Raw genomic sequence first — 20,047 nt, forward strand, 5'->3', positions numbered from 1 at the left:
GGGGGAGGGGGCGGCAACGTGCCATGAATGCAGCGGGGTCGCCATTGGCAGGCGACGTCTATTTCGTCCATTCGCCGTTTCGCTCGGCGTCCGTTCTCGATGAGCTCGACATGATCCGCCCCTGTCTCCTCGCCGTCTCCCTGCTGGCCCTGGCGCTCCCCGCATCGGCGCAGGAGGGCGAGGCCGACGTGCGGCGCATTTTGGAAGGCACGCCGCTGATCGACGGGCACAACGACCTGCCCTGGGCGCTGCGCGAGGGGTTCGGCAACGATCCGCATGCCGTGGACCTCGGCACGAACCTGGACGCCACGACGGCGCTGCACACCGACATTCCGCGCCTCAGGGCCGGTGGCGTCGGGGGGCAGTTCTGGTCCGTCTATGTGCCCGCGACCCTGGCTCCGACCGAGGCGGCCAGGGAGACGTTCGAACAGATCGACACCGTCCGTCGCATCGTCGCCGCCCATCCCGACACGTTCGAGCTGGCCACCACGGCGGACGACGTCGTCCGCATTCACGGCGCGGGCCGGATCGCCTCCCTGATCGGGATCGAGGGCGGCTATTCGATCGACGATTCGCTGGGTCTGCTGCGCGAGTTCCATCAGGCCGGGGTGCGCTACATGACCCTGACCCACTCGAAAACGACCACCTGGGCCGACAGCGCCACGGACGCGCCGAAATGGGGCGGGCTGTCGCCGTTCGGCGAGACGGTGGTGCGCGAAATGAACCGGCTGGGCATGCTGGTCGATCTCAGCCACGTGTCCGAGGAGACCATGCTGGCCGCGATGCGCGTGTCCGAGGCCCCGGTCATCTTCTCCCACTCCTCGGCGCGGGCCGTGACCAACCATACCCGCAACGTGCCCGACAGCGTGCTGTCTCAGATGGCCGAGGACGGCGGCGTGGTGATGGTGACCTTCGTCCCAGGCTTCGTCAGCGAAGCGAACCGCCGATGGGGCATCGATGTGCAGGCCGAAATCGAGCGCCGGGGCCTCGACCCATCGGATATGCCAGCGCTCGAGGCGGCGATGAAGCCCTGGACCGATGCCCATCCCCGGCCCAATGCGACGATCGACGACGTCGTTGCCCATATCCAGCATGTGCGGGAGGTGGCCGGGGTCGATCATGTCGGCCTGGGCGGCGACTTCGATGGCGTATCCGCCCTGCCGACCGGCGTGGAGGGCGTGGACGCCTATCCGCGCATCCTGGCGGCCCTGATGTCGGCGGGCTGGACCGAGGCAGACATCCGCAAACTGGCCGGCGAGAATATCCTGCGCGTCATGCGGGCCGCGGAGGCGGTCGCCGCCTCGAGGGCCGGCGAACGACCCAGTCTGGCGACACTCGCGACCGCGACCATGCCGGACTGACCTGTTCAGCCCGGGTCGGCCGCGAGACGCTGGAACACCGCCAGCACCTCGTCGCGGCTGGCCCGCTCCGGCACGCCGGCGGCGACCTGGTCCCGGGTCCACATCCAGGACCGGGCCGGATCGTGGCGCATGGCCCAGGTCGGGAACAGGCGCGAGGCCGTGGGTCCGGCCAGCAGGCGTCGGACCTCCAGGTGCCGGTCGTCGCGGGCGATGCGTGCGAAGGCGGCGGTGACCAGGTCGGCCGGGCCCTCGAGCAGCTGAAGGTACAGGTCGTCGCGACAGATCAGCGAGCCGGTGATGCCATCGCGTTCATTGCACCGACGCGCGTCCGCCAGAATGCCGTTCAGCATGCCCTGGTCATAGCCGAAGGGGCGCGAGGCATAGACGACCTGGTACAGCGACATGGGGGCTTCGTCTCCGGCGGGGCGGGTGGCCGGCGCATCATGGCCGACGTCGGGGCAGGCGAACAGTTCAGCCGGTCGGTGCGGTCAGACCGATGGATTTCAGCACCACCGCCTGCACCAGCATGACGATCAGCCAGTACGCGGCATCGACCACGGGCGCGAGCTTCGGCAGGCCGCGGTGGACGTGGTTCACCACGGTGGCGGGGACGACGAAACCGACCCAGATGACCACGGCGCTGCCGACGGCCATGGTCCAGGCCCCGGCCTCGGACGGTGCCAGGATCAGCGCCCCGGCCAGAATCGCCGCCAGCCAGGCCTGGGCCAGGGCGATGACGACCAGGTCTCCGAGGCTGAGGGGGGCTTCCGGCCCCAGGCGGAGCCGGCCGGCCGACGCCGTCGCGCGGCGGAAGCCCAGCCCGATCAGGAGCCCTGCGGCGGTCGCCAGCAGGATCGGCAGGGCATTCTGCAGGATATATTCCACGCGCGTCTCCTTGGATTTTACAGAGGAACACCGGCCAGGCCGCAGGGCAAGCGCGGCCACGGGTGCCGATCCGTCGGGGGCCTGCGACATCATCGCGGCTGGTCGGCGCGGCGCAGGGCCGTCAATGGCGTCACCATGGTCCAGCCACCCGTGTTCACCCTACGCCGTTCCAGCCTCGTTCGCGCGGTCGGTTGCCTGGCCTATCCGGTGGGTCTGGGGCTCGTCGTCGCTGTGGCGCTGTGCATCAGGTCCCTGGTCTGACGTCCCGCCCGGGGTGGGCGGCCTCGGCCCTCCGCGCTAAGGATGAATGATGGATCAGCCCGCCTGGATCGCCATCGCCGTCTTCGTCGGCCTCAACTTCGCCGCTGCGTCGAGCGGCAGCCTGTTCAAGCCGGGCGCGTGGTACGCCGACCTGAACAAGCCGTCGTGGACGCCGCCGAACCTCGCCTTCCCGATCGTCTGGGGCCTGTTGTTCTCGATCAACGCCTGGGCCGGCTGGCTGGTGTGGGAGACGGTGGGCACATCGTCGCCCCTGGCGTTCGGCCTCTATGTCGTGTCGCTCTGCCTGAACGCCGGCTGGTCGTTCCTGTTCTTCGGGCGCCGGCGGATGGATCTGGCGCTGATCGACGTGGCCTTCCTGTGGCTGTCGCTGCTGGCCATCATCGCGGTCTTCTGGGGCCTGCGGCCGTTCGCGGCCCTGCTGCTGCTGCCTTATCTGACTTGGGTGACCATCGCTTCGGCGCTGAACCTGCGGATGATCCAGCTCAACCCTCAGGCTCGCTGAGCGCCCGACGGGTCTGCCGCAGGGCCTCGAACAGACCAATGCCCGCGCTGACCGACAGGTTCAGGGACCGGGTCTCCGGCCGAATCGGGATGAAGACACGGGCATCGGCGCAGGCATGGACGGCCTCGGGCACGCCTGAGGTCTCGGAGCCGAACAGCAGGGTGTCGTCGGACCGGAAGCCGAAGTCGGTGAGGGGCGAGGCGCCCTTGGTCGTGAACAGGATCAGCCGGCCGGGCCCGCGCGCGGACTGGAAGTCGTCCCAGTCCGGATGCCGCGTCATGTGCGACAGGGGGCCGTAGTCGAGGGCCGCGCGTTTCATCGCCCGGTCGTCGAAGGAAAAGCCTGTGGGCTCGATCACATGCAGCCCGACCCCGAAACAGGCCGACAGACGGATACAGGCCCCGACGTTCTGCGGGATGGCCGGTTGAAAAAGGGCGAGACGCATTCTAAGGCCCTCATACGCGTGGGGTTGAGCCTTGTCGCGGTCCTGAATGCGATCGCTTATCATCAGCGTCAGCATCTTGCGGCGATGAGCCGCAAAGCGGGGCCGGGCTAGATTTCGTCCAGTGCGCTATACGAACCCTCCCGGGCGCGGACGTCGATTGGCGGGCCGCGCCTGGGCTTTTTCAGAAGGTGAGCCCGTGGCCGAAACGGTCGTGAACGCAGACCAGCCCCAGGGTGGGGCACCGGAGGGTGAAGCCACCCGCCGGGACTTCATTCATATCGCGGCCGGTGCCGCGGCCGCCGGCGCGGGCGTGATGGTGGCCTGGCCGCTGATCAACTCGATGAACCCGGCCGCCGACACCCTGGCGCTGTCGACCACCGAGTTCGACACCTCCAAGGTCCAGGAGGGCATGCAGGTCGTGATCACCTGGCAGGGCAAGCCGGTGTTCCTGCGCAACCGCAGCGCGGCCGAGCTTCAGAAGGTCGTCGCCGACAACACCGCCTCCGATCTCAAGGACCCGCAGACGGACGCCGAGCGGACCAAGCCGGGCCACGAAGCCATGCTGGTCGTCCTGGCCAGCTGCACGCACCTGGGCTGTATCCCGACCTTCGGCAGCGGCGACTACGGCGGCTGGTTCTGCCCCTGCCACGGCTCGCACTACGACGCGTCCGGCCGGATCCGCAAAGGGCCCGCGCCGCTGAACCTCGTCGTGCCGGAGTATGAATTCACCGCCGGCTCCACCATTCGGATCGGCTGAGGACGAACACGATGAGCGGACACGAATCCACCTACATTCCCAAGACCGGCGTCGAGAAGTGGCTCGACACCCGGCTGCCGATCGTGCGCTTCGGCGCCGACTATCTGGCCCTGCCGACGCCGAAGAACCTGAACTACTGGTACACCTTCGGCGCGATCCTCAGCATCTGCCTGGTGACCCAGATCGCCACCGGCATCTTCCTGGCCATGCACTATCAGCCGAACACGGCCATGGCCTTCGCCTCGGTCGAGCGCATCATGCGTGACGTCAACGGGGGCTGGCTGATCCGCTACGTCCACGCCAACGGCGCGTCGATGTTCTTCGTGGCCGTCTACATCCACATGCTGCGCGGTCTCTACTACGGCTCCTACAAGGCACCGCGGGAGATGATCTGGATCCTGGGCTGCATCATCTTCTTCCTGATGATCGCCACGGCCTTCCTGGGCTACGTCCTGCCGTGGGGCCAGATGTCCTACTGGGGCGCCGAAGTGATCACCAACCTGGTCGGGGCCATCCCGATGATCGGCGAGCCGATCCTGATCTGGCTGCGCGGCGGCCCGGCGATCGACAATGCGACGCTGAACCGCTTCTTCTCGCTGCACTATCTGCTGCCGTTCGTGATCTTCGGCGTGGTCGTGCTGCACCTCTGGGCGCTGCACACGGCCGGCCAGAACAATCCGGTCGGGATCCTGATCCCCAAGGACCGCGAGAAGAAGGACATGGTCCCCTTCCACCCCTATTATACGGTCAAGGACGGCTTCGCCCTGATCGTGTTCCTGATGATGTTCGCGGTGTTCGTGTTCTTCATGCCGAACGCCCTGGGCCACGCCGACAACTACATCCCGGCCAATCCGCTGGTGACGCCGGCCCACATCGTGCCCGAGTGGTACATGCTGCCCTTCTACGCGATCCTGCGGGCGGTTCCCGACAAGTTCGGCGGCGTGGTGGCCATGTTCGGCGCGATCGGCATCCTGTTCGTCCTGCCCTGGCTGGACACGTCGAAGGTGCGGTCGATGCGCTATCGCCCGACCATGAAGGTCTTCTTCATGATCTTCGTCGTGAACGGCCTCCTGCTGGGCTGGTGCGGGGCGCAGCTGCCGGACGCCCAGGTCGTTCCGGGCATGCCGAGCTTCTTCCTGGTCGACGGCCAGCTGAACAGCTACCTGTGGCTGACCCGCCTCGCGACGCTGTATTACTTCGCCTTCTTCGCCGTCATCCTGCCCCTCGTCGGGCTTCGGGAAACGCCGTTGAAGATCCCGGCGTCGATCTCCGAGCCGGTCCTGTCGGGTCCGGACGTGATGAGCGGCGCGGTTCCTGCTCAAGCCGAGAAGAAGGGCTGATCGCGATGAACATGTCTGTTCGTACACTGGCCGTTCTCGCGGCCGCCGCCCTCGCCATCGGGGCGGCCTCGCCGGCGCTCGCCGAGGGTGGGTCCAAACACCCGCGCTCCGGCAACTTCTCGTTCGAGGGGCCGCTCGGCACCTTCGACCAGGCTCAGCTGCAGCGCGGCTACAAGGTCTATCGGGAGGTCTGCTCGTCCTGCCACAGCATGGACCTGATGCATTTCCGCACCCTGGGCGAGAAGGGCGGGCCGTTTTACGATCCCAAGGCCGAAAGCCCTGCGGCCAACGGCTATGTCCGGGCGCTGGCGGCCGAGGCTCAGATCGCGGACATCGATACCGAGACCGGCGACGCGATCATGCGGCCCGGCATCGCGGCGGACAAGTTCCCCAGCCCCTGGGCCAACCGCGCGGCCGGCGCCGCCGCCAACGGCGGTGCCTATCCGCCGGACCTGTCGGTCATGGCCAAGGCGCGCGAGGGCGGGGCGGACTATATCTACTCCCTGCTGAGCGGCTATGTGGAGCCGCCGGCGGGTCTGCGGGTCGGCAACGGCCAGTACTACAATCCCTATATGGCCGGCGACATGACGCCGTTCTGGGACGGCGATCCCGAGCATGTGCCGCCGGGCGGCTTCATCGCCATGCCCCAGGTCCTCAGCGACGGGCAGGTGACCTTCGACGACGGCACGCCCAACACGGTGGATCAGATGTCCAAGGACGTCGCCGCCTTCATCGCCTGGTCCTCGGACCCCAAGGCGACCGAGCGGAAACAGTCGGGCATGGCCGTCCTGGCCTTCCTGGCCGTCTTCGCCGGCCTGACCTACGCCAGCTATCGCAAGATCTGGCAGGGCGTGGCCCACTAGGCGTCCCGCACCGTCAGAAACGATCAGCCCGCCGGATCCGTCCGGCGGGCTTTTTCGTGCCTTGCAGAACCACAGAGAAAGTGCTTTGTAACGCAAAGCAATGGAGGTTCACGATGCGTGGTTTCACCAGTCTGTCGATCGCGATTGTTTTAACCGCTGCGGCCATCGGTCCAGCGGAAGCCCAAGCCCAAGCCCAAGCCCAAGCCCAAGCCCAAGCGCAAGCCCAAGCGCAAGCCCAAGCCCAAGCGCCAGCGCCTCAGCGCGAGGCGATGGCAAAACTGGCCTTCATGCGGGGGGTCTGGACGGGGCAGGCCAGTGGGACCTCTCCTGAGGGCAGGCCTTATTCGGTGACGCAGACCGAGCGGATCGGGCCCATGCTGGGCGGCGATATTCTGGTGGTCGAGGGGCGGGGCTACAACGCCGACGGCTCGACCGGCTTCAATGCCTTTGCCGTGCTCTCATGGAACAGCGCCGCCAGCGGCTACGAGATCCGGGCCTACTCCGACGGCTACTCGGGGACCTTTCCCCTCACCCTGACGGACACCGGCTATGTCTGGGAGGTGCCTGCCGGACCGGGCGTTCAGCGGTTCACCGCCGAGGTGACGCCGACGACCTATCGCGAGATCGGGGCCTTCGTCATGCCGGGGCAGCCGGAGCGGAAGAATTTCGAGATGACGCTGACGCGGCGCGGAGAGTCGGACTGGCCGGCGGCCGATCCGGTGGTCCCGTAAGGCGACAACGGATCGACACCTCGGCGAACGCGGCCTAACTTCCAGGTCGTCTCTCGCGCAAAGGTTCGTTCATGCGTCTGTCCCCGATCGTCGTCGCCCTTGCGGCCCTGGCTGTTTCGCCCACCGCCTTCGCCCAGACCTCGCCGTTCGACGCCGCCCGCCTGTCCGAGCATATCCGTGTCCTGTCGGCCGATGATTTCGAGGGGCGGGGGATCGCGACGCCGGCCGAGGACAAGGTGATCGCCTACCTCAGCGAGCAGTATGCGGCGGCCGGGCTGCAGCCCGGGGGCGAGGCCGGCAGCTGGACCCAGGCGGTGGCGCTGAACCGGTTCACGGCCTCGAACGTCCAGGCCTCGGTCACGGTCGGCGACTGGAGCCAGGCCCTGACCCAGGGCGAGCAGATCGTCGTCTCGACCCGGCGGCCGGGCCAGGATCGCGTCGCCCTGGCGGACGCGCCCCTGGTGTTCGTCGGCTACGGCATCCATGCGCCGGAGCGCGACTGGGACGATTTCAAGGGCCAGGACATGACCGGCAAGATCCTGGTCGTCCTGGTCAATGACGCCGATTTCGAAGAGCCCGCGCTGGACACCTTCGGCGGCAAGGCCATGACCTACTACGGCCGCTGGACCTACAAATATGAGGAGGCGGCGCGTCAGGGGGCGGCGGGCGTCATCATCGTGCACGAGACCGAGCCGGCCTCCTATGGCTGGACCACGGTGCGCAACAGCTGGTCCGGGGCCAATTTCGACATCGTGCGCGCCGACGCCGACGAGCGCGTGCCGTTGGAGGCCTGGATCCAGCGCGATCTGGCGGTCGATCTCTTCCAGCGCGCAGGCCTAGACTTCGAGGCGCTGAAACGCTCGGCGCGCAGCCGTGAGTTTCAGCCCGTGGCCCTGACCGGGGCGGCGCTGGACGTCGGTTTCGACGTCGCCGCCGAAACGATCGAGACCCACAACGTCATCGCCCGCCTGCCGGGTTCGACGCGGCCCGACGAGACCTTCCTGTACACCGGCCACTGGGATCACATCGGGGTCGGGACGCCCGACGCCAATGGCGACGCCATCTTCAACGGCGCGGTGGACAATGCCTCGGGCACGGCCGGCCTGCTGGAACTGGCGCGCGTGCTGGGCAGCGGCCCGGCCCCGGAGCGGTCCGTGGTCTTCATCAGCTTCACCGCCGAGGAGAGCGGCCTGCTGGGCTCGGAATACTATGCCGCCAATCCGATCTATCCGCTGGCGACGACGGTCGGCGGCATCAACATGGACTCGGCCAATGTCTACGGACGGGTGAAGGGCATGGGGGTTATCGGCTATGGCCAGTCGGATCTGGACGACCGTCTGCTGCCCTTGGTGGAGGCGCAGGGTCGGGTGATCCAGCCCGACGCCAACCCGGCCTCGGGAAGCTATTTCCGGTCGGACCATTTTCCGCTCGCCAAGCGCGGCGTGCCCATGGCCTATGTCGACTCGGCCGGCGATTTCATCGACGAGCCGATCGCCGAGCGGACGGCGGAGCGCGACGCCTATGGGGCCAACCGCTACCATCAGGCCGACGATGAATGGTCGGCGGACTGGGACTATGCGGGGCAGATCCAAGACCTGGATCTCTATCTGGCCCTGGGGCGGTCGCTGGTGAACAGCCGCGACTGGCCTCAGTGGAAAGCCGGATCGGAGTTCGCCACCGTGCGAGCCCAGACCAGTGCCGAGCGACAATAGGGACCATCGCCCGCAATCGAACCCCGCCCTGACTCCTGCGGTGAAGGTTGATGTCTTATGGTTGTGGTGAGGGCTGGCTAAGGTGGGTCGCGTGATCGTCGAGCGCCCCCTTTGAGCTTGCCGGCAAGTGTCTTCCGCAAATGCGTCCGGCTCGTCGCCCAGTTGCGCCATATGCCTGATCGCGTTTCCGCCTTGGAGCGTGCGGTCCGGGAGATTACGGAGATTCAAAAGGCGCACCGTCTGGTTCTCGACCAGGCCAACCGCCCTGACACTGCGCTCTGGCTGGCTCAGCCGCCCCTTCTAGCGAGCGGCGGGCCGGGAGTCGGGGTGTTCGCCGAGGGCGCCCTGTGCCGGCAGCAGAGCTTCGAACAGCCCTATTTCTCATATTGGGCGATGCGTTTGAACGAGGGCCTGCGGTATCACCGCAAGCTTTGGGAATTCGTCTTCATCGCGCAGGCGCTCTGGGAGAGGGGCCTTTGCTCACCCGGGCGTCGCGGCTTGGGGTTCGGAGTGGGTCGAGAGCGGCTGACGGCCCTGTTCGCCTCGATGGGTGTTGCGGTGACCGCGACAGATCTGGCCAGTGATGGCCGGGTCGAGGCGGGCTGGGAGGCCACGCGCCAGCACGCAGGCGGCAAGGACGGTTTGCGCTATCCCGACGTCTGCCCTGATGATGTGTTCGACCGCAACGTGGAGTATCGGCCCTGTGACATGAACGCCGTGGCGGCCGATCTCGTCGGCTACGATTTCTGCTGGTCCGCCTGCGCGCTCGAGCACCTGGGGTCGATCGAAAAGGGCTTGGCCTTTATCGAACGGTCGCTCGACTGCCTGGTCCCCGGCGGCTGGGCGGTCCACACGACCGAGTTCAACGTCTCGTCCAACGATGCCACGGTCGATCATGAGGGCACGGTCCTGTTCCGGCGACGGGACATCGAGGCCTTGACGGAACGGCTGCAACGTCAAGGCCACACCGTGCTGAAGATCGACTGGTCGTCCGGGGATCAGCCCCTTGATCAATACCTCGACCTGCCGCCCTATCGCGATGATCCACACCTCAAGGTCTCGATCGCGGGCTATGCGACGACTTCGATCGGGCTCATCGTGCGAAAGGGCATGAGGCCTGCGCTCGACGCCCCCACCGTCGCATCATGACAAAATCGTAAGGCGCACGCCGGCCTGTCCGCTTCTAGAGTGCAGCTCAAAAATCGGAGAGAAGTCATGATCATGCGTGGATTGCTCGGCGGCGTGGCCGCTGCGGCCGTGATGCTTTCGGCGGGCCTGGCCTCCGCCCAGGACTTCTCGGCCGAACGGATTTCGCAGGATATCCGCCACATTTCCTCGGACGACTTCATGGGCCGTTATCCGGGGACTGAGGGCGAGCGCATGACGCTGGCCTGGCTGCAGCAGCAGTATGAGGCGATCGGGCTGGAGCCCGGCGGTCCGGACGGCCAGTGGCTGCAGCCGGTCACGCTGCAGCGCTACACCCCGGTCGAGGGCGCGGCCAAGGTCAGCTGGACGGGACCCGACGGCACGGTGCATCCGATGACGGTCGGCACCGACATCCTGGTGCGCGCTGCGACCAACGACGGCAAGGCCGACATCCGCAACGCCCCCCTGGTGTTCGCCGGCTACGGGATCAATGCGCCGGAGCGCGGCTGGGACGACTGGGGCGACATCGACGTCAAGGGCAAGGTCGTGGTCGTCCTGGCGGGCGAGCCCATCGAGGAGGCCGTGACGGCGCGGTTCGACGGCGCCTATCCGACCGCCTATTCAAACGGCTGGTACAAGGCCGACGAGGCCTTCCGCCGCGGGGCCGTGGGCGTCATCACCCTGATCACCGACCCGGCGATGCTGGAGCGGACGATGAGCGCGGGCCTGCGCCAGCGCACGCTGACGCCGGGCGCGGCGGACCTGGAGTTCACGGGCAGCCTGGGCCATGCGGCGGCGATGCCGTGGGCGATGGCCGCCGGGGTCACCCCCGCCACCATGGCCGCGACCGGTTCGGGGACGTTCAAGGCGATCGACCTCGGCCTGACCCTGTCGGTCGCCGCCGAGGAGACCATCGACACCCTGGTCACCCACAACCTGCTGGCGCGCATTCCCGGCACGTCCCATCCGGACGAGACGATCATCTATTCGGCGCACTGGGACCACGTCGGCGTGGGCGAGAATCACGTCGGCCCCGTCTCGACCACCGATGACAACATCTTCAACGGGGCCTGGGACAATGCCTCGGGCACGATCGGCGTGCTGGAAATGGCGCGCCAGATGGCCGCCGCGCCCCGGCCCGACCGTTCGATCGTCTTCGCCCATATGGCGGCCGAGGAGATGGGTCTGCTGGGCTCCTACGGCTATGCGGCTGATCCGGTCTATCCGCTGGAGACGACGGTCGCCGACATCAACATCGATATGCTGCCCCTGTCCGGCCCGACCCGCGACGTCGCCATCTTCGGCAAGGGTCAGAACACGCTGGAGGACAATCTGGCGGTGCTGGCCGCCGAGGAAGGCCGGGTCGTCACGGACGATCGCCAGCCGGAGCAGGGCTTCTACACCCGGTCAGACCACTTCCCCTTCGTGCGCATGGGCGTGCCGGCGCTGATGACCTGGCACGGCGTCGACTGGGACGAAGGTGGCATCGAGGCCGGTCAGGCCGCCTGGACCGCCAAGTTCGGCGCCGACTATCATCAGCCGTCGGACGAATGGTCGGCCGACTGGGATCTGCGCTCGGCGGTCGAGAACCTGACCCTGCTCTACAAACTGGGTCTGCAGCTGGCCAACAGCGAGGAATGGCCGACCTGGAAGCCCACCTCGGAGTTCGGGGCCATCCGCGCCCAGAGCGACGCCGCGCGCCAGTAGTCCAGCGCATGTGAACCTCGGCCGTGGCCGGAGCGTTCAGGGCGGATGATCCGTCTCCTGCTCGTCTCCGGCCTCGCCCTGGCCGCTCTGTCCGCCTGCGACCAGGCCCGCACCGTCAATCCACCGACAGAGCCGGCGCAGGGCATTCCGATCGACGATGCGGTGCCTCAAGGGACCCCGGGCACCCTGACCCTGCCCGGGCGGGGCCCGGTCAGTTTCGTCGGCCGATGGGCGTCGGACGTGTCCTGGTGCGCCGCGCCGCAGGGCGAGCGCCGCCCGATCGAGATCACCCCGCTACGCTTCGAAGGCTATGAGAACAGCTGTGCCATCGCGGCCGTGGAAGAGGTTACCGACGGCTATGTCGCAACCCTGGACTGCGCCGCCGAAGGGGCCACCCGGCGCGAGCGGGTCAAGATGTCCGTGTCGACCGACACCCTGACGATGCGGTGGCTGGACCGCGCCGGCCCGGCCACGGTGCTGCACCAGTGCACGACACTGGGCGACACGGCGACGGCCCCGGCGACACTGCCGATCGGCTAGGGCGCGCGCGCGGGTCCGCTTACCGCGCTACTGCCGTTGTCTGGTTCCGACCCGATGGCGGACCGTCGCAGGGTCTCCTCCCCGTCGCGAAGCGATGGGGAGGTGGCACGGCGCGCTTGCGCCGTGACGGAGGGGTTCTTCACCTCAGATACGGTGCTCCCTTAAGAACCCCTCCACCGCTTCGCGGTCCCCCTCCCCATCGCCAAGCGGCGACGGGGAGGAGACGCTCCCTCCGCTGTCCCGGCCCTAGCTGAACAGGAAGTTCATCACGTCGCCGTCCTTCACGACATAGGCCTTGCCCTCGGCGCGCAGCTTGCCGGCCTCGCGGGCCTTGGCCTCGCCCTTCAGGGCGACATAGTCGTCGAAGGCGATGGTCTCTGCGCGGATGAAGCCCTTCTCGAAATCGGTGTGGATGACGCCCGCCGCCTGGGGCGCGGTGGCCCCGACCGGGATGGTCCAGGCGCGCGCCTCCTTGGGGCCGACGGTGAAATAGGACTGCAGGCCCAGCAGGGTATAGGCCTCGCGGATCAGGCGGTTCAGGCCCGGCTCGGCCAGGCCCAGGCTTTCCAGGAACTCGGCCTGTTCGGCGGCGTCCAGCACGGCCAGTTCGGAATCGATCTTGGCCGAGATGACGACGGCATTGGCGTTGTCCTCGGCGGCGCGCCTGGCGACCAGGTCGGACAGCTCATTGCCCTTGTCGGCCGAGGCCTCGTCGACATTGGAGACGTAGAGGGCGGGCAGGGAGGTCAGAAGCTGCAGCATGTGCCAGGGCTTCTCGTCCTCCTTGTCGACCTTGACGACGCGGACGGGCTTGCCGGCGCGGAGCGGCACCAGGGCGTCGTTGATCAGACGCAGGGTCTGCTGGGCCTCCTTGTCGCCGCCCTTGGCCTTCTTCTCGACGTTGACGACCCGTTTCTCGAGGCTTTCGAGGTCGGCCAGCATCAGCTCGGTCTCGATGATGTCGAGGTCGCTGATCGGGTCGATGCGGTTCTCGACATGGGTGATGTCGTCGTCGACGAAGCACCGGGCGACGAAGGCCACCGCGTCGCAGTCGCGGATATTGGCCAGGAACTGGTTGCCCAGACCCTCGCCCTTCGACGCGCCGCGCACCAGGCCGGCGATGTCGACGAAGGTGATGCGCGAGGGGATGATCTCCTTCGAGCCGGCGATCTCGGCCAGGGCCTCCAGCCGGGGCTCGGGCACGGCCACGTCGCCGGTGTTCGGCTCGATGGTGCAGAACGGATAGTTGGCCGCCTGGGCCGCCGCCGTCTTGGTCAGGGCGTTGAACAGGGTGGACTTGCCGACGTTGGGCAGGCCGACGATCGCGACTTTCAGAGCCATGGTATTCCTGAGGCGGTGTGAGGCGCGAGCCTTTAGACGGTTCGCGACCGTTTGTCAGGCTCGCCGATCAGCCGGCGGAGCCCGCGTCCGCCACGACCGGTTGGCCGACCCGGGCGGTGACGGTCAGATCCGGGGCCTTGTCGAAGGTCAGCGTCAGCGCAACACTGTCGCCATCGACCAGCGGCGACGCCACGTCGTTCAGCATGATATGGTTTCCGCCGGGAACGAAGGCGACGGGAACGCCCGCGCGCATCGGCAGACCGCCCTCGATCGGGTGCATCATCATCATATTGCTCTCCATCCTGCTCTCATGCAGGCCGGCGCGGGCCGAGGCCGGGCTCGAGGCGGACAGCAGGGTGTCATCCGTGGATGCGGTCAGGGTCAGGTAGCAGGCCGTCACCTTGCGGCCGTTCGCCGTCGGGCGACACACGGCATCGGCGGCCGCGACGGGCGTGCCGCTGTTGACCGGCGTCGGCTCGGTGTCGGCGTTTCCGCAGGCCGTCAGGACGACGAGCGGCAGGAGGGCGATCAGGGTCTGGGATTTCATGTGGTAGGCTCCTTCGGAAGGCTGAGTACCCGGACGAGGCGGTCCAGAACGACGGCGACGACCAGGCTGAGCCCGGTCAGGGGATACAGGATGGCGAGCGGCAGGACGATAGCCAGGACCGCGACCTTGGCGCGCGGTCCGGGCGGGGCGACGGGGGCGGCGAGGCGGCCTTTGGGGCGACGCTTCCACCACATGACGAGGGCGCTGACGCCCAGCAGCCAGATGGCGAGGCAGCCGCTCAGCATGACGTAGCGATTGATCTGCCCATATTGCGTGCCCTGGTGGACGGCGATCCCCCATTCGGTGGCCCGGGCCCCCGCGCCGAAGTCGCGATAGCCGATGTCGGCCCGCACCGCGCCGGTGGCTCCGTCGACATAGAGGGTGCGGGTGTCCTCGACCCGGGTCACCTGCCGCGCCACGGTGACGGCCAGACCGGGGTCGGCGGGGATGGAGACCAGCCAGGGCCTGGGCATGGCCTGTTGTTCGACGGTGGCCACGACGGTCGCGAGGCTGGCGGGGGCGAGGGCGGGGGGCGTCGGCATGACCATGCCCTCCATCGTCCAGCCGACGCCGGCGGGGGCGTCGACATGGGCGGCGTGCGCCCAGGGGCTGGCCGCCGGGGGCGGGGTGGGGCGGCCCAGGCCGCTGGACTTGATCCAGTCGCCGACCTGATGACCCCAGACCACCGACCAGGGCATGCCGGTGACCGCGAGGAACAGGATGATCCCCCCGGCGTACAGGCCCGTCACCGCATGCAGGTCGCGCCAGAAGGGGCGGCGGCCGGTGTCGTTGGAGGTCACGGCGACGACCCCGACCTTCCGCCCGCGTGGCCACCACAGGAAGGTGCCGGTGGCGACCAGGATGATGGTCCAGCCGGCCACGATCTCGACCAGCGCATTGGCCCAGGGGCCGATCAAAGCCAGGCTGTGCAGCCGCTTGACGGTCTCCATCACCCCGCCAAAGGGGGTGACGCCGGTGACCCGGGCATCGGACGGATCGACGAAGACGGTCCGCTTGCTCTGGTCGGGCATGGTGACGGCGAAGCGGACCGCGCGGTCGGAGCGGGCCGGCACCAGCATCTGGGTCGCCGTGCCGCCGGTCGCCGTCTCCGCCGCCGCGCGCAGACGATCCGGCGCCAGCGGACGGACGGCCGGGGTGACCTGGGCCATGGGGCGATAGACGGCGTCGTCGATCTCGCCCTTGAACAGATAGAGGCCTCCGGTCAGGGCCATCACCATCAGGATCGGCAGCACCAGCAGGCCGGCGTAGAAATGCCAGCGCCAGACCGTGCGATAGGCCCCCGACAGGAGGCCGGGAGCGGCCGGAGCCGCCCCCGTGGTGTCGATCGTCGTCATCAGTAGGCCATCCTGACGCCCATGAAGACCGCGACGCCCTCGCCCGGCCAGAAGACGGCGGTCGAGGCGACACGGGCGTCGGTCACGGCACCGAAGTTGGAGACGTAGCGCTCGTCGAGCAGGTTGCGGGCGTCGACGAACAGATTGGTCGTCTCGTCGATCGTCCAGCCCAGGCCGAGGTTGAGCGCGGTGTAGCCCGGGGCCTTCAAGGTGTTGGCGTAATCGACCCAGGTGTCCGAGGGCGTCGTCTCCACCGCCGGGGCGATGAACCAGCCGGCGGGGTGGTCGTAGCGCAGTTCGATCCGGTAGAGGTGCGGCGGGACCAGGGGCAGGGCGTTGTCGCCATAGGCCGGGTCGTTCTCGAAGAAGAAGTCCGAGAAGGTATAGGTCTGGCGCAGTCGCCAACCGGGCGCGAACCGCCAGTCCAGCCCCGCCTCGATCCCTTGGTGCACCGTCGGACCGGCGTTAAACGTCGCCGCCGGGATGCCGAGCGCCGGGTTGACGATGAAGTTCAGCAGCTCGTTCTCGAGCTCGGCGCGATAGACCGCCACGTCCCATGAGAAGCGCGCGGTGCGGCCGCGTAGTCCGGCCTCCCCGGTCCAGGCCTCCTGCGCCTCGATGGCGGCGAATCCGTCGACCGTGGGCGACAGGGAGCCGAAGTTGGGCGGCTCGATCGAGCGGGTCACGTTGGCATAGGCCTGGGCCCCCGACGGGCCCTCCCACAGCAGTCCGATCCGGGGCGCGAACCACTCATAGGTCTTGCCGGCGGTCAGGTTGAAGGTCGAGGTGACGCCGGGCAGGGCGAAGGTCTGGTAGTCGCGCCCGGCCCGACCCCAGGTGCCGCCGGCGACGACGGCGACGCTGTCGGTGACGAACAGTCGGCCCTCGGCGAAGACGTCCAGCGCCTCGGCGTTCTGGCGCGCCTTTGCCGTGCGATTGCCGCTGGAGCCGCGGACGTTGACGAACTGCTGGGCATCCAGATCGCCCACCCGGACCCAGGCCCCGCCGAAGGCATCGGCGCGCAGGCCGAACAGCCGACCCTCCCAGTCCAGCCGGCCGAAGGCCCCGTAGTTGCGGCTCTGCTGGTCGATGACCTGGAAGATCGGGTGGTGCAGGTCCTTCCAGGTGCCATAGACCGAGCCCTCGAACAGCAGGTCGGGCGACAGCCGCCAGCGGGTCGACAGGGTGGTGCGGACCGAGGCGTAGTCGCGCTGGTAGTCGTTGGCGACATTGGCGGCGGCGGCCGTGACCGGGGTGTTCAGCGCCTGGTCCAGGGTCAGCGATCCGGGGATCTGCTGATGGACATAGGCCCCCTGGACGATCAGCCGGGCCTCGCGGTCCTGGCCGAAGGTGCGACCGATGTTGGCCGTGACGTATTGCTGCTGGCCGTCCGAGTGCCGGCGCCAGCCCTCGGCCGTCGCCCCGGTGACGCCGATGAAGCCGTCCCAGTCGCCATGGAAGCCACCGACCTCGGCATGGAGCCGGCCGGTGCGCCAGGAGCCGATGTCGGCACGGACGCTGGCGGTCTCGCCCGAGGTGCGGCCGTTCGGCGTGACCAGGTTGACGGCCCCGCCCAGCAGGGAGCCGCCGAAGCGCAGGGCGTTGCCGCCCTTATAGACCTCCGTGAAGCGGGCGAGCAGGGGATCGACCATCTGCACGTCGCCGAACCCGTCCGCCTCGTTGAAGGGGATGCCGTCCTGGGAGACGAACAGGCCGCGCAGGTGGTTGGCGTTGCCGATGCCCGAGCCGCGGATGGAGATGCGGACATCCCCGCCCCATTTCTTCTGGGCATAGACGCCCGGCACGTCGCGGAGGACGTCGGCCAGGTTCGGCGCATAGCGGCTTTCCAGGCTTTCGGACGAGACGACGGCGACGGCACCCGGTGTGCGCGCCAGCCGACGGCGCGCCTCGGCGACGACGGGCGGATCTTCGGGATTGAGGGCCCCGGTGACGATGACCTCGCCCAAGTCGATGGCGGGGCCGTCCTGAGGAGACTGGGCGAGGGTCGGACTGGCCAGCAGGCACAGCAGGGCGGCCGAAGCCGCCGATGCGAGAAGTCGCATGAATGAAAATGTCCTGAAAGACGCGAGAAAGCGCCCGCGCGCGACGTGCGGCGGGCGGGCTGAGGGCGTGCGTTCAGGCTTGGGGCGGGGCGGTCGAGGGCGGTCGCGGCGGGGCGCGGGCCGGGGGCGGTGCGGCCGGATCGCGGGTGACGAAGCGCGAGGCCGGATAGGTGGTGGCCGTGCGGACGGTCTGGAGGACGGGGGGCTGGGGCAGGTCCACGGCCATGGCCATGACGCAGGCCGCGCATTTGACCCCGGACATGCCCTTGGTGGGGTCCTGCTGACCGTCCACCCCGATGGAGATGGTCTTGGGGCCCTCGGCCGAGCAGACGACCATCGGATGGCCGGGCGTCGAGGCCGCATAGGCCGCGAACGGCAGCAGGCTTCCGAACACGATGGCGAACGTCGCGGCCAGGAAGGCCAGCGAGCGCGCGATCGACCAGGATTCGGCCTGAGAACGGGTCACGACGGGGCGTTAGCGGAACGCGCGCGCGATGGGAAGCGCGGCTATTCGCCCTTCGCAGCCTGGGCGGCCTGACGCGGGCTGAACTTGGGGGCGGGGGCCAGGCGCAGGACCTCGCCCTGATAGCGTTCGTCGTCTCCGGCGACGGCGAAGGGCAGGGCGTCGGCACAGGCGTTCAGCAGGGCCTCCAGCCACGGCTGCTCGGCCTTGTGGAAGTCGCCCAGCACGTGCGGCATGACCAGATGGGCCTCGCCCGGATGGCCGACCCCCATGCGGGCGCGGCGGAAGTCCGGACCCAGCTGGCTGATCAGGCTGCGGATGCCGTTCTGGCCCGCCGCCCCGCCGCCCTTCTTCATCCGGAACCGGCCGGGGGCCAGGTCGATCTCGTCATGGAAGACGATGACGTCGCCGGGCGCGATCTTGTAGAAGCGCGCGGCCTCGCCGACCGCGTTGCCCGAGTTGTTCATGAAGGTCTGGGGCTTCATCAGCAGCACCCTGGTGCCCTCGACCTCGCCCTCGCGGATGACCGACTGGAACTTGGCGCGCTCGGGTCCGAACCGCCAGCGGCGCGCGATCTCGTCAGCGGCCATGAAGCCGATGTTGTGGCGGTTGTGCTGGTATTTGGGGCCGGGATTGCCCAGGCCGGCGATGATGATCATGGTCAGTCAATCGAGGCCCAAGACGAACATCAGGGCAGTGTCGAGATCTTCGATCTGCTCAGGCGTCAACTCTCCGATCCGCTCTCGGCATCGGCGACGCGGCACGGCGGTGACCTTTTCGGTCATGATCACGGAAGGTTCTTGAAGACCGTTGAGGGCTGTTGGATGGATCAAGGGCCGGAAGCGCGACGCCGTTTCGACTTCCGATGTCATCGGGCAGATGAGCAGGCTCTCGGCGTCGAAGAGAGCACTGCTTTGAACCAGGACTGCGGGTCTTGGCTTGCCGAAGTCGCCGGATAACACAGCGATCAGAAGTTGGCCGCGGTTCATTCCGGGATCATGTTCCATACCTCAATGGTATTCAGCTCCATCTCGGCCATGATGAATGCTTCCTCTTCGGAAGCGTTGATACGATCGACAGCCGCCGCGATTTCCTCGCGGACTCCCGGGGCGTCCAGGTCGATCACCCTTCTGCGCACTTCCTTGAAGCCGCTTCCAGGGAGACTGCCGCCCGCGTGTGCATTGCCATCCATAGACCCAGATTATCCGATGCGAGGCCCGCCAGCAAACAAAAGCCCGCCGGGCCGGAGCCGGGCGGGCCAATGTTCGGCGGTGATCCGTGGATCAGGCTTCGGTCTTGTCGCCCTCGGCGGCGGCGTCTTCGTCGCCCTGTTCCGTGGCGGGAACGTCGCCGGCCTCGATGGCAGCGGCTTCGGCCACGGCGGTCTCTTCGGCGATGGCTTCCTCGATCTGGTCGGCGGCGATGGCGGCCGACGAGACCTTGATGGCGCCGATCACGAAGTCACGGTCGGTGATGGTGGCTTCCACGTCCGACGGCACCTTGACGTCCGACCAGCGGATGGTGTCGCCCAGCTTGTGGCCGGCCAGATCGACGACCAGGTCCTCGGGGATGTGGTCGGCGCGGACCATGATCTCGACCGAGTGACGGACGATCTCCAGCGTGCCGCCCTGACGGAAGGCCTTGCACTGGTCTTCGTTGATGAAGTGGATCGGCACTTCGATCTTGATGGTCTGGTTCTCTTCGACGCGCATCAGGTCGAAATGCAGCGGACGGTCCGACACCGGGTCGAACTGAACGTCCTTGGCGATGACCGGCTGGCTCTCGTCGCCGTACTTCAGCGTGACCAGGTGGCCCAGCAGCTTGCCGGTGTAGAGGTTCTTGCGGAAATCCTTCTCGTTGACCGAGATGGCGACGGGGGCCTTGCCGCCGCCGTACAGGATGCCCGGAACAGCGCCCGAGCGACGGGCCGCGCGCGCGCCGCCGGTGCCGGTGTTCTCGCGAACGTCCACGTTCAGAATGATCTCGGCCATCTGGCTCGCCTCAATA

At 68.0% G+C, this 20,047-nt stretch carries 22 protein-coding genes and 1 pseudogene; 11 read left to right on the forward strand and 12 right to left on the reverse strand.

The window, feature by feature from the left end:
* Positions 1 to 110 precede the first annotated feature (110 nt).
* Positions 111 to 1,361 (forward strand): dipeptidase, encoded by a 1,251-nt coding sequence (locus BZG35_RS06410; protein ID WP_077357885.1) that lies wholly within the window; start codon positions 111 to 113, stop codon positions 1,359 to 1,361.
* 5 nt (positions 1,362 to 1,366) lie between these two features.
* Here the strand turns inward: BZG35_RS06410 and BZG35_RS06415 are convergent, their stop codons facing one another.
* Complete coding sequence (locus BZG35_RS06415) at positions 1,367 to 1,765, reverse strand: BLUF domain-containing protein (RefSeq protein WP_077354901.1); 399 nt, start codon at positions 1,763 to 1,765, stop codon at positions 1,367 to 1,369.
* 67 nt (positions 1,766 to 1,832) lie between these two features.
* On the reverse strand, positions 1,833 to 2,246 hold the full coding sequence (locus tag BZG35_RS06420) for a DUF1761 domain-containing protein (RefSeq protein ID WP_077354902.1): 414 nt from the start codon (positions 2,244 to 2,246) through the stop codon (positions 1,833 to 1,835).
* Between the two features lie 135 nt (positions 2,247 to 2,381).
* Between BZG35_RS06420 and BZG35_RS18305 the strand changes: the two genes are divergently transcribed.
* Together BZG35_RS18305 and BZG35_RS06425 are read left to right on the forward strand one after the other, a co-directional pair.
* Positions 2,382 to 2,507 (forward strand): hypothetical protein, encoded by a 126-nt coding sequence (locus BZG35_RS18305; protein WP_256364143.1) that lies wholly within the window; start codon positions 2,382 to 2,384, stop codon positions 2,505 to 2,507.
* A gap of 49 nt (positions 2,508 to 2,556) precedes the next feature.
* Positions 2,557 to 3,030 carry a TspO/MBR family protein gene (locus BZG35_RS06425; protein ID WP_077354903.1) on the forward strand — a complete coding sequence of 158 codons (474 nt, stop codon included), beginning with the start codon at positions 2,557 to 2,559 and terminating at the stop codon, positions 3,028 to 3,030.
* Here BZG35_RS06425 and BZG35_RS06430 read toward each other — a convergent pair.
* Positions 3,011 to 3,475 carry a tRNA (cytidine(34)-2'-O)-methyltransferase gene (locus BZG35_RS06430; RefSeq protein ID WP_077354904.1) on the reverse strand — a complete coding sequence of 155 codons (465 nt, stop codon included), beginning with the start codon at positions 3,473 to 3,475 and terminating at the stop codon, positions 3,011 to 3,013. The two genes, BZG35_RS06425 and BZG35_RS06430, sit on opposite strands and share 20 nt — an antisense overlap.
* 196 nt (positions 3,476 to 3,671) lie before the next feature.
* Here BZG35_RS06430 and petA point away from each other — a divergent pair, with 196 nt between their 5' ends.
* The 8 genes from petA to BZG35_RS06470 all read left to right on the forward strand — a co-directional run bounded on the left by petA (position 3,672) and on the right by BZG35_RS06470 (position 12,271).
* Positions 3,672 to 4,232 carry a ubiquinol-cytochrome c reductase iron-sulfur subunit gene (petA, locus tag BZG35_RS06435; RefSeq protein WP_077354905.1) on the forward strand — a complete coding sequence of 187 codons (561 nt, stop codon included), beginning with the start codon at positions 3,672 to 3,674 and terminating at the stop codon, positions 4,230 to 4,232.
* Positions 4,233 to 4,243: 11 nt separating this feature from the next.
* Entirely contained in the window at positions 4,244 to 5,572 is a 1,329-nt protein-coding gene (locus tag BZG35_RS06440) for a cytochrome b N-terminal domain-containing protein (RefSeq protein WP_077354906.1), read from the forward strand.
* Positions 5,573 to 5,577: 5 nt separating this feature from the next.
* Complete coding sequence (locus tag BZG35_RS06445) at positions 5,578 to 6,435, forward strand: cytochrome c1 (protein WP_077354907.1); 858 nt, start codon at positions 5,578 to 5,580, stop codon at positions 6,433 to 6,435.
* Between the two features lie 347 nt (positions 6,436 to 6,782).
* Entirely contained in the window at positions 6,783 to 7,166 is a 384-nt protein-coding gene (locus BZG35_RS06450) for a hypothetical protein (RefSeq protein ID WP_171981895.1), read from the forward strand.
* 71 nt (positions 7,167 to 7,237) lie between these two features.
* Positions 7,238 to 8,878, forward strand: coding sequence for a M28 family metallopeptidase (locus BZG35_RS06455; protein ID WP_077354908.1), 1,641 nt, complete (start codon positions 7,238 to 7,240; stop codon positions 8,876 to 8,878).
* A 171-nt stretch (positions 8,879 to 9,049) separates the two neighbouring features.
* On the forward strand, positions 9,050 to 10,027 hold the full coding sequence (locus BZG35_RS06460) for a bifunctional 2-polyprenyl-6-hydroxyphenol methylase/3-demethylubiquinol 3-O-methyltransferase UbiG (protein WP_216351891.1): 978 nt from the start codon (positions 9,050 to 9,052) through the stop codon (positions 10,025 to 10,027).
* A gap of 72 nt (positions 10,028 to 10,099) precedes the next feature.
* The gene (locus tag BZG35_RS06465; protein WP_253189290.1) at positions 10,100 to 11,731 is read left to right on the forward strand and encodes a M28 family peptidase; all 1,632 of its coding nucleotides are present in this window, start codon (positions 10,100 to 10,102) and stop codon (positions 11,729 to 11,731) included.
* A gap of 45 nt (positions 11,732 to 11,776) precedes the next feature.
* Positions 11,777 to 12,271 (forward strand): hypothetical protein, encoded by a 495-nt coding sequence (locus BZG35_RS06470; RefSeq protein ID WP_077354909.1) that lies wholly within the window; start codon positions 11,777 to 11,779, stop codon positions 12,269 to 12,271.
* 246 nt (positions 12,272 to 12,517) lie between these two features.
* On the opposite strand, the gene ychF is transcribed toward BZG35_RS06470, so the two are convergent.
* From ychF to BZG35_RS06515, 9 genes and pseudogenes are all read right to left on the reverse strand, one after another.
* A complete protein-coding gene (ychF, locus tag BZG35_RS06475; RefSeq protein ID WP_077354910.1) occupies positions 12,518 to 13,612 on the reverse strand; it encodes a redox-regulated ATPase YchF in 1,095 nt (364 codons plus the stop codon).
* A gap of 67 nt (positions 13,613 to 13,679) precedes the next feature.
* Complete coding sequence (locus BZG35_RS06480) at positions 13,680 to 14,159, reverse strand: copper chaperone PCu(A)C (RefSeq protein ID WP_077354911.1); 480 nt, start codon at positions 14,157 to 14,159, stop codon at positions 13,680 to 13,682.
* The gene (locus BZG35_RS06485) at positions 14,156 to 15,514 is read right to left on the reverse strand and encodes a PepSY domain-containing protein (protein ID WP_077354912.1); all 1,359 of its coding nucleotides are present in this window, start codon (positions 15,512 to 15,514) and stop codon (positions 14,156 to 14,158) included. The genes BZG35_RS06480 and BZG35_RS06485 overlap by 4 nt, the downstream gene beginning before the upstream one ends.
* Complete coding sequence (locus BZG35_RS06490; RefSeq protein WP_077354913.1) at positions 15,514 to 17,577, reverse strand: TonB-dependent receptor domain-containing protein; 2,064 nt, start codon at positions 17,575 to 17,577, stop codon at positions 15,514 to 15,516. Before BZG35_RS06490 ends, BZG35_RS06485 begins: the two co-directional genes overlap by 1 nt.
* A 73-nt stretch (positions 17,578 to 17,650) precedes the next feature.
* On the reverse strand, positions 17,651 to 18,043 hold the full coding sequence (locus BZG35_RS17595) for a DUF2946 family protein (RefSeq protein ID WP_150125958.1): 393 nt from the start codon (positions 18,041 to 18,043) through the stop codon (positions 17,651 to 17,653).
* Between the two features lie 41 nt (positions 18,044 to 18,084).
* Positions 18,085 to 18,699, reverse strand: a complete 615-nt coding sequence (pth, locus tag BZG35_RS06500; protein WP_077354915.1) for an aminoacyl-tRNA hydrolase — start codon at positions 18,697 to 18,699, stop codon at positions 18,085 to 18,087.
* A gap of 6 nt (positions 18,700 to 18,705) precedes the next feature.
* Positions 18,706 to 19,029: a type II toxin-antitoxin system PemK/MazF family toxin gene (locus BZG35_RS06505; RefSeq protein WP_171981896.1), complete on the reverse strand. Its 324-nt coding sequence runs from the start codon at positions 19,027 to 19,029 to the stop codon at positions 18,706 to 18,708.
* Positions 19,026 to 19,232 (reverse strand): hypothetical protein, encoded by a 207-nt coding sequence (locus BZG35_RS06510; protein ID WP_077354917.1) that lies wholly within the window; start codon positions 19,230 to 19,232, stop codon positions 19,026 to 19,028. The genes BZG35_RS06505 and BZG35_RS06510 overlap by 4 nt, the downstream gene beginning before the upstream one ends.
* A gap of 163 nt (positions 19,233 to 19,395) precedes the next feature.
* A pseudogene (locus BZG35_RS06515) lies at positions 19,396 to 20,031 on the reverse strand (50S ribosomal protein L25/general stress protein Ctc); the annotation flags it as partial.
* Positions 20,032 to 20,047 lie beyond the last annotated feature (16 nt).

Source organism: Brevundimonas sp. LM2 (assembly GCF_002002865.1).
Lineage (GTDB): Bacteria > Pseudomonadota > Alphaproteobacteria > Caulobacterales > Caulobacteraceae > Brevundimonas.

What these genes read in the sequence shown, in the direction of transcription:
- BZG35_RS06410 (WP_077357885.1), top strand. Translation starts at nt 111, where the DNA reads ATGATCCGCCCCTGTCTCCTCGCCGTCTCCCTGCTGGCCCTGGCGCTC.
- BZG35_RS06415 (WP_077354901.1), bottom strand. Translation starts at nt 1,765, where the DNA reads ATGTCGCTGTACCAGGTCGTCTATGCCTCGCGCCCCTTCGGCTATGAC.
- BZG35_RS18305 (WP_256364143.1), top strand. Translation starts at nt 2,382, where the DNA reads ATGGTCCAGCCACCCGTGTTCACCCTACGCCGTTCCAGCCTCGTTCGC.
- BZG35_RS06425 (WP_077354903.1), top strand. Translation starts at nt 2,557, where the DNA reads ATGGATCAGCCCGCCTGGATCGCCATCGCCGTCTTCGTCGGCCTCAAC.
- BZG35_RS06430 (WP_077354904.1), bottom strand. Translation starts at nt 3,475, where the DNA reads ATGCGTCTCGCCCTTTTTCAACCGGCCATCCCGCAGAACGTCGGGGCC.
- BZG35_RS06440 (WP_077354906.1), top strand. Translation starts at nt 4,244, where the DNA reads ATGAGCGGACACGAATCCACCTACATTCCCAAGACCGGCGTCGAGAAG.
- BZG35_RS06445 (WP_077354907.1), top strand. Translation starts at nt 5,578, where the DNA reads ATGAACATGTCTGTTCGTACACTGGCCGTTCTCGCGGCCGCCGCCCTC.
- BZG35_RS06455 (WP_077354908.1), top strand. Translation starts at nt 7,238, where the DNA reads ATGCGTCTGTCCCCGATCGTCGTCGCCCTTGCGGCCCTGGCTGTTTCG.
- BZG35_RS06460 (WP_216351891.1), top strand. Translation starts at nt 9,050, where the DNA reads ATGCCTGATCGCGTTTCCGCCTTGGAGCGTGCGGTCCGGGAGATTACG.
- BZG35_RS06465 (WP_253189290.1), top strand. Translation starts at nt 10,100, where the DNA reads ATGCGTGGATTGCTCGGCGGCGTGGCCGCTGCGGCCGTGATGCTTTCG.
- BZG35_RS06470 (WP_077354909.1), top strand. Translation starts at nt 11,777, where the DNA reads ATGATCCGTCTCCTGCTCGTCTCCGGCCTCGCCCTGGCCGCTCTGTCC.
- ychF (WP_077354910.1), bottom strand. Translation starts at nt 13,612, where the DNA reads ATGGCTCTGAAAGTCGCGATCGTCGGCCTGCCCAACGTCGGCAAGTCC.
- BZG35_RS06480 (WP_077354911.1), bottom strand. Translation starts at nt 14,159, where the DNA reads ATGAAATCCCAGACCCTGATCGCCCTCCTGCCGCTCGTCGTCCTGACG.
- BZG35_RS06485 (WP_077354912.1), bottom strand. Translation starts at nt 15,514, where the DNA reads ATGACGACGATCGACACCACGGGGGCGGCTCCGGCCGCTCCCGGCCTC.
- BZG35_RS06490 (WP_077354913.1), bottom strand. Translation starts at nt 17,577, where the DNA reads ATGCGACTTCTCGCATCGGCGGCTTCGGCCGCCCTGCTGTGCCTGCTG.
- pth (WP_077354915.1), bottom strand. Translation starts at nt 18,699, where the DNA reads ATGATCATCATCGCCGGCCTGGGCAATCCCGGCCCCAAATACCAGCAC.
- BZG35_RS06505 (WP_171981896.1), bottom strand. Translation starts at nt 19,029, where the DNA reads ATGAACCGCGGCCAACTTCTGATCGCTGTGTTATCCGGCGACTTCGGC.
- BZG35_RS06510 (WP_077354917.1), bottom strand. Translation starts at nt 19,232, where the DNA reads ATGGATGGCAATGCACACGCGGGCGGCAGTCTCCCTGGAAGCGGCTTC.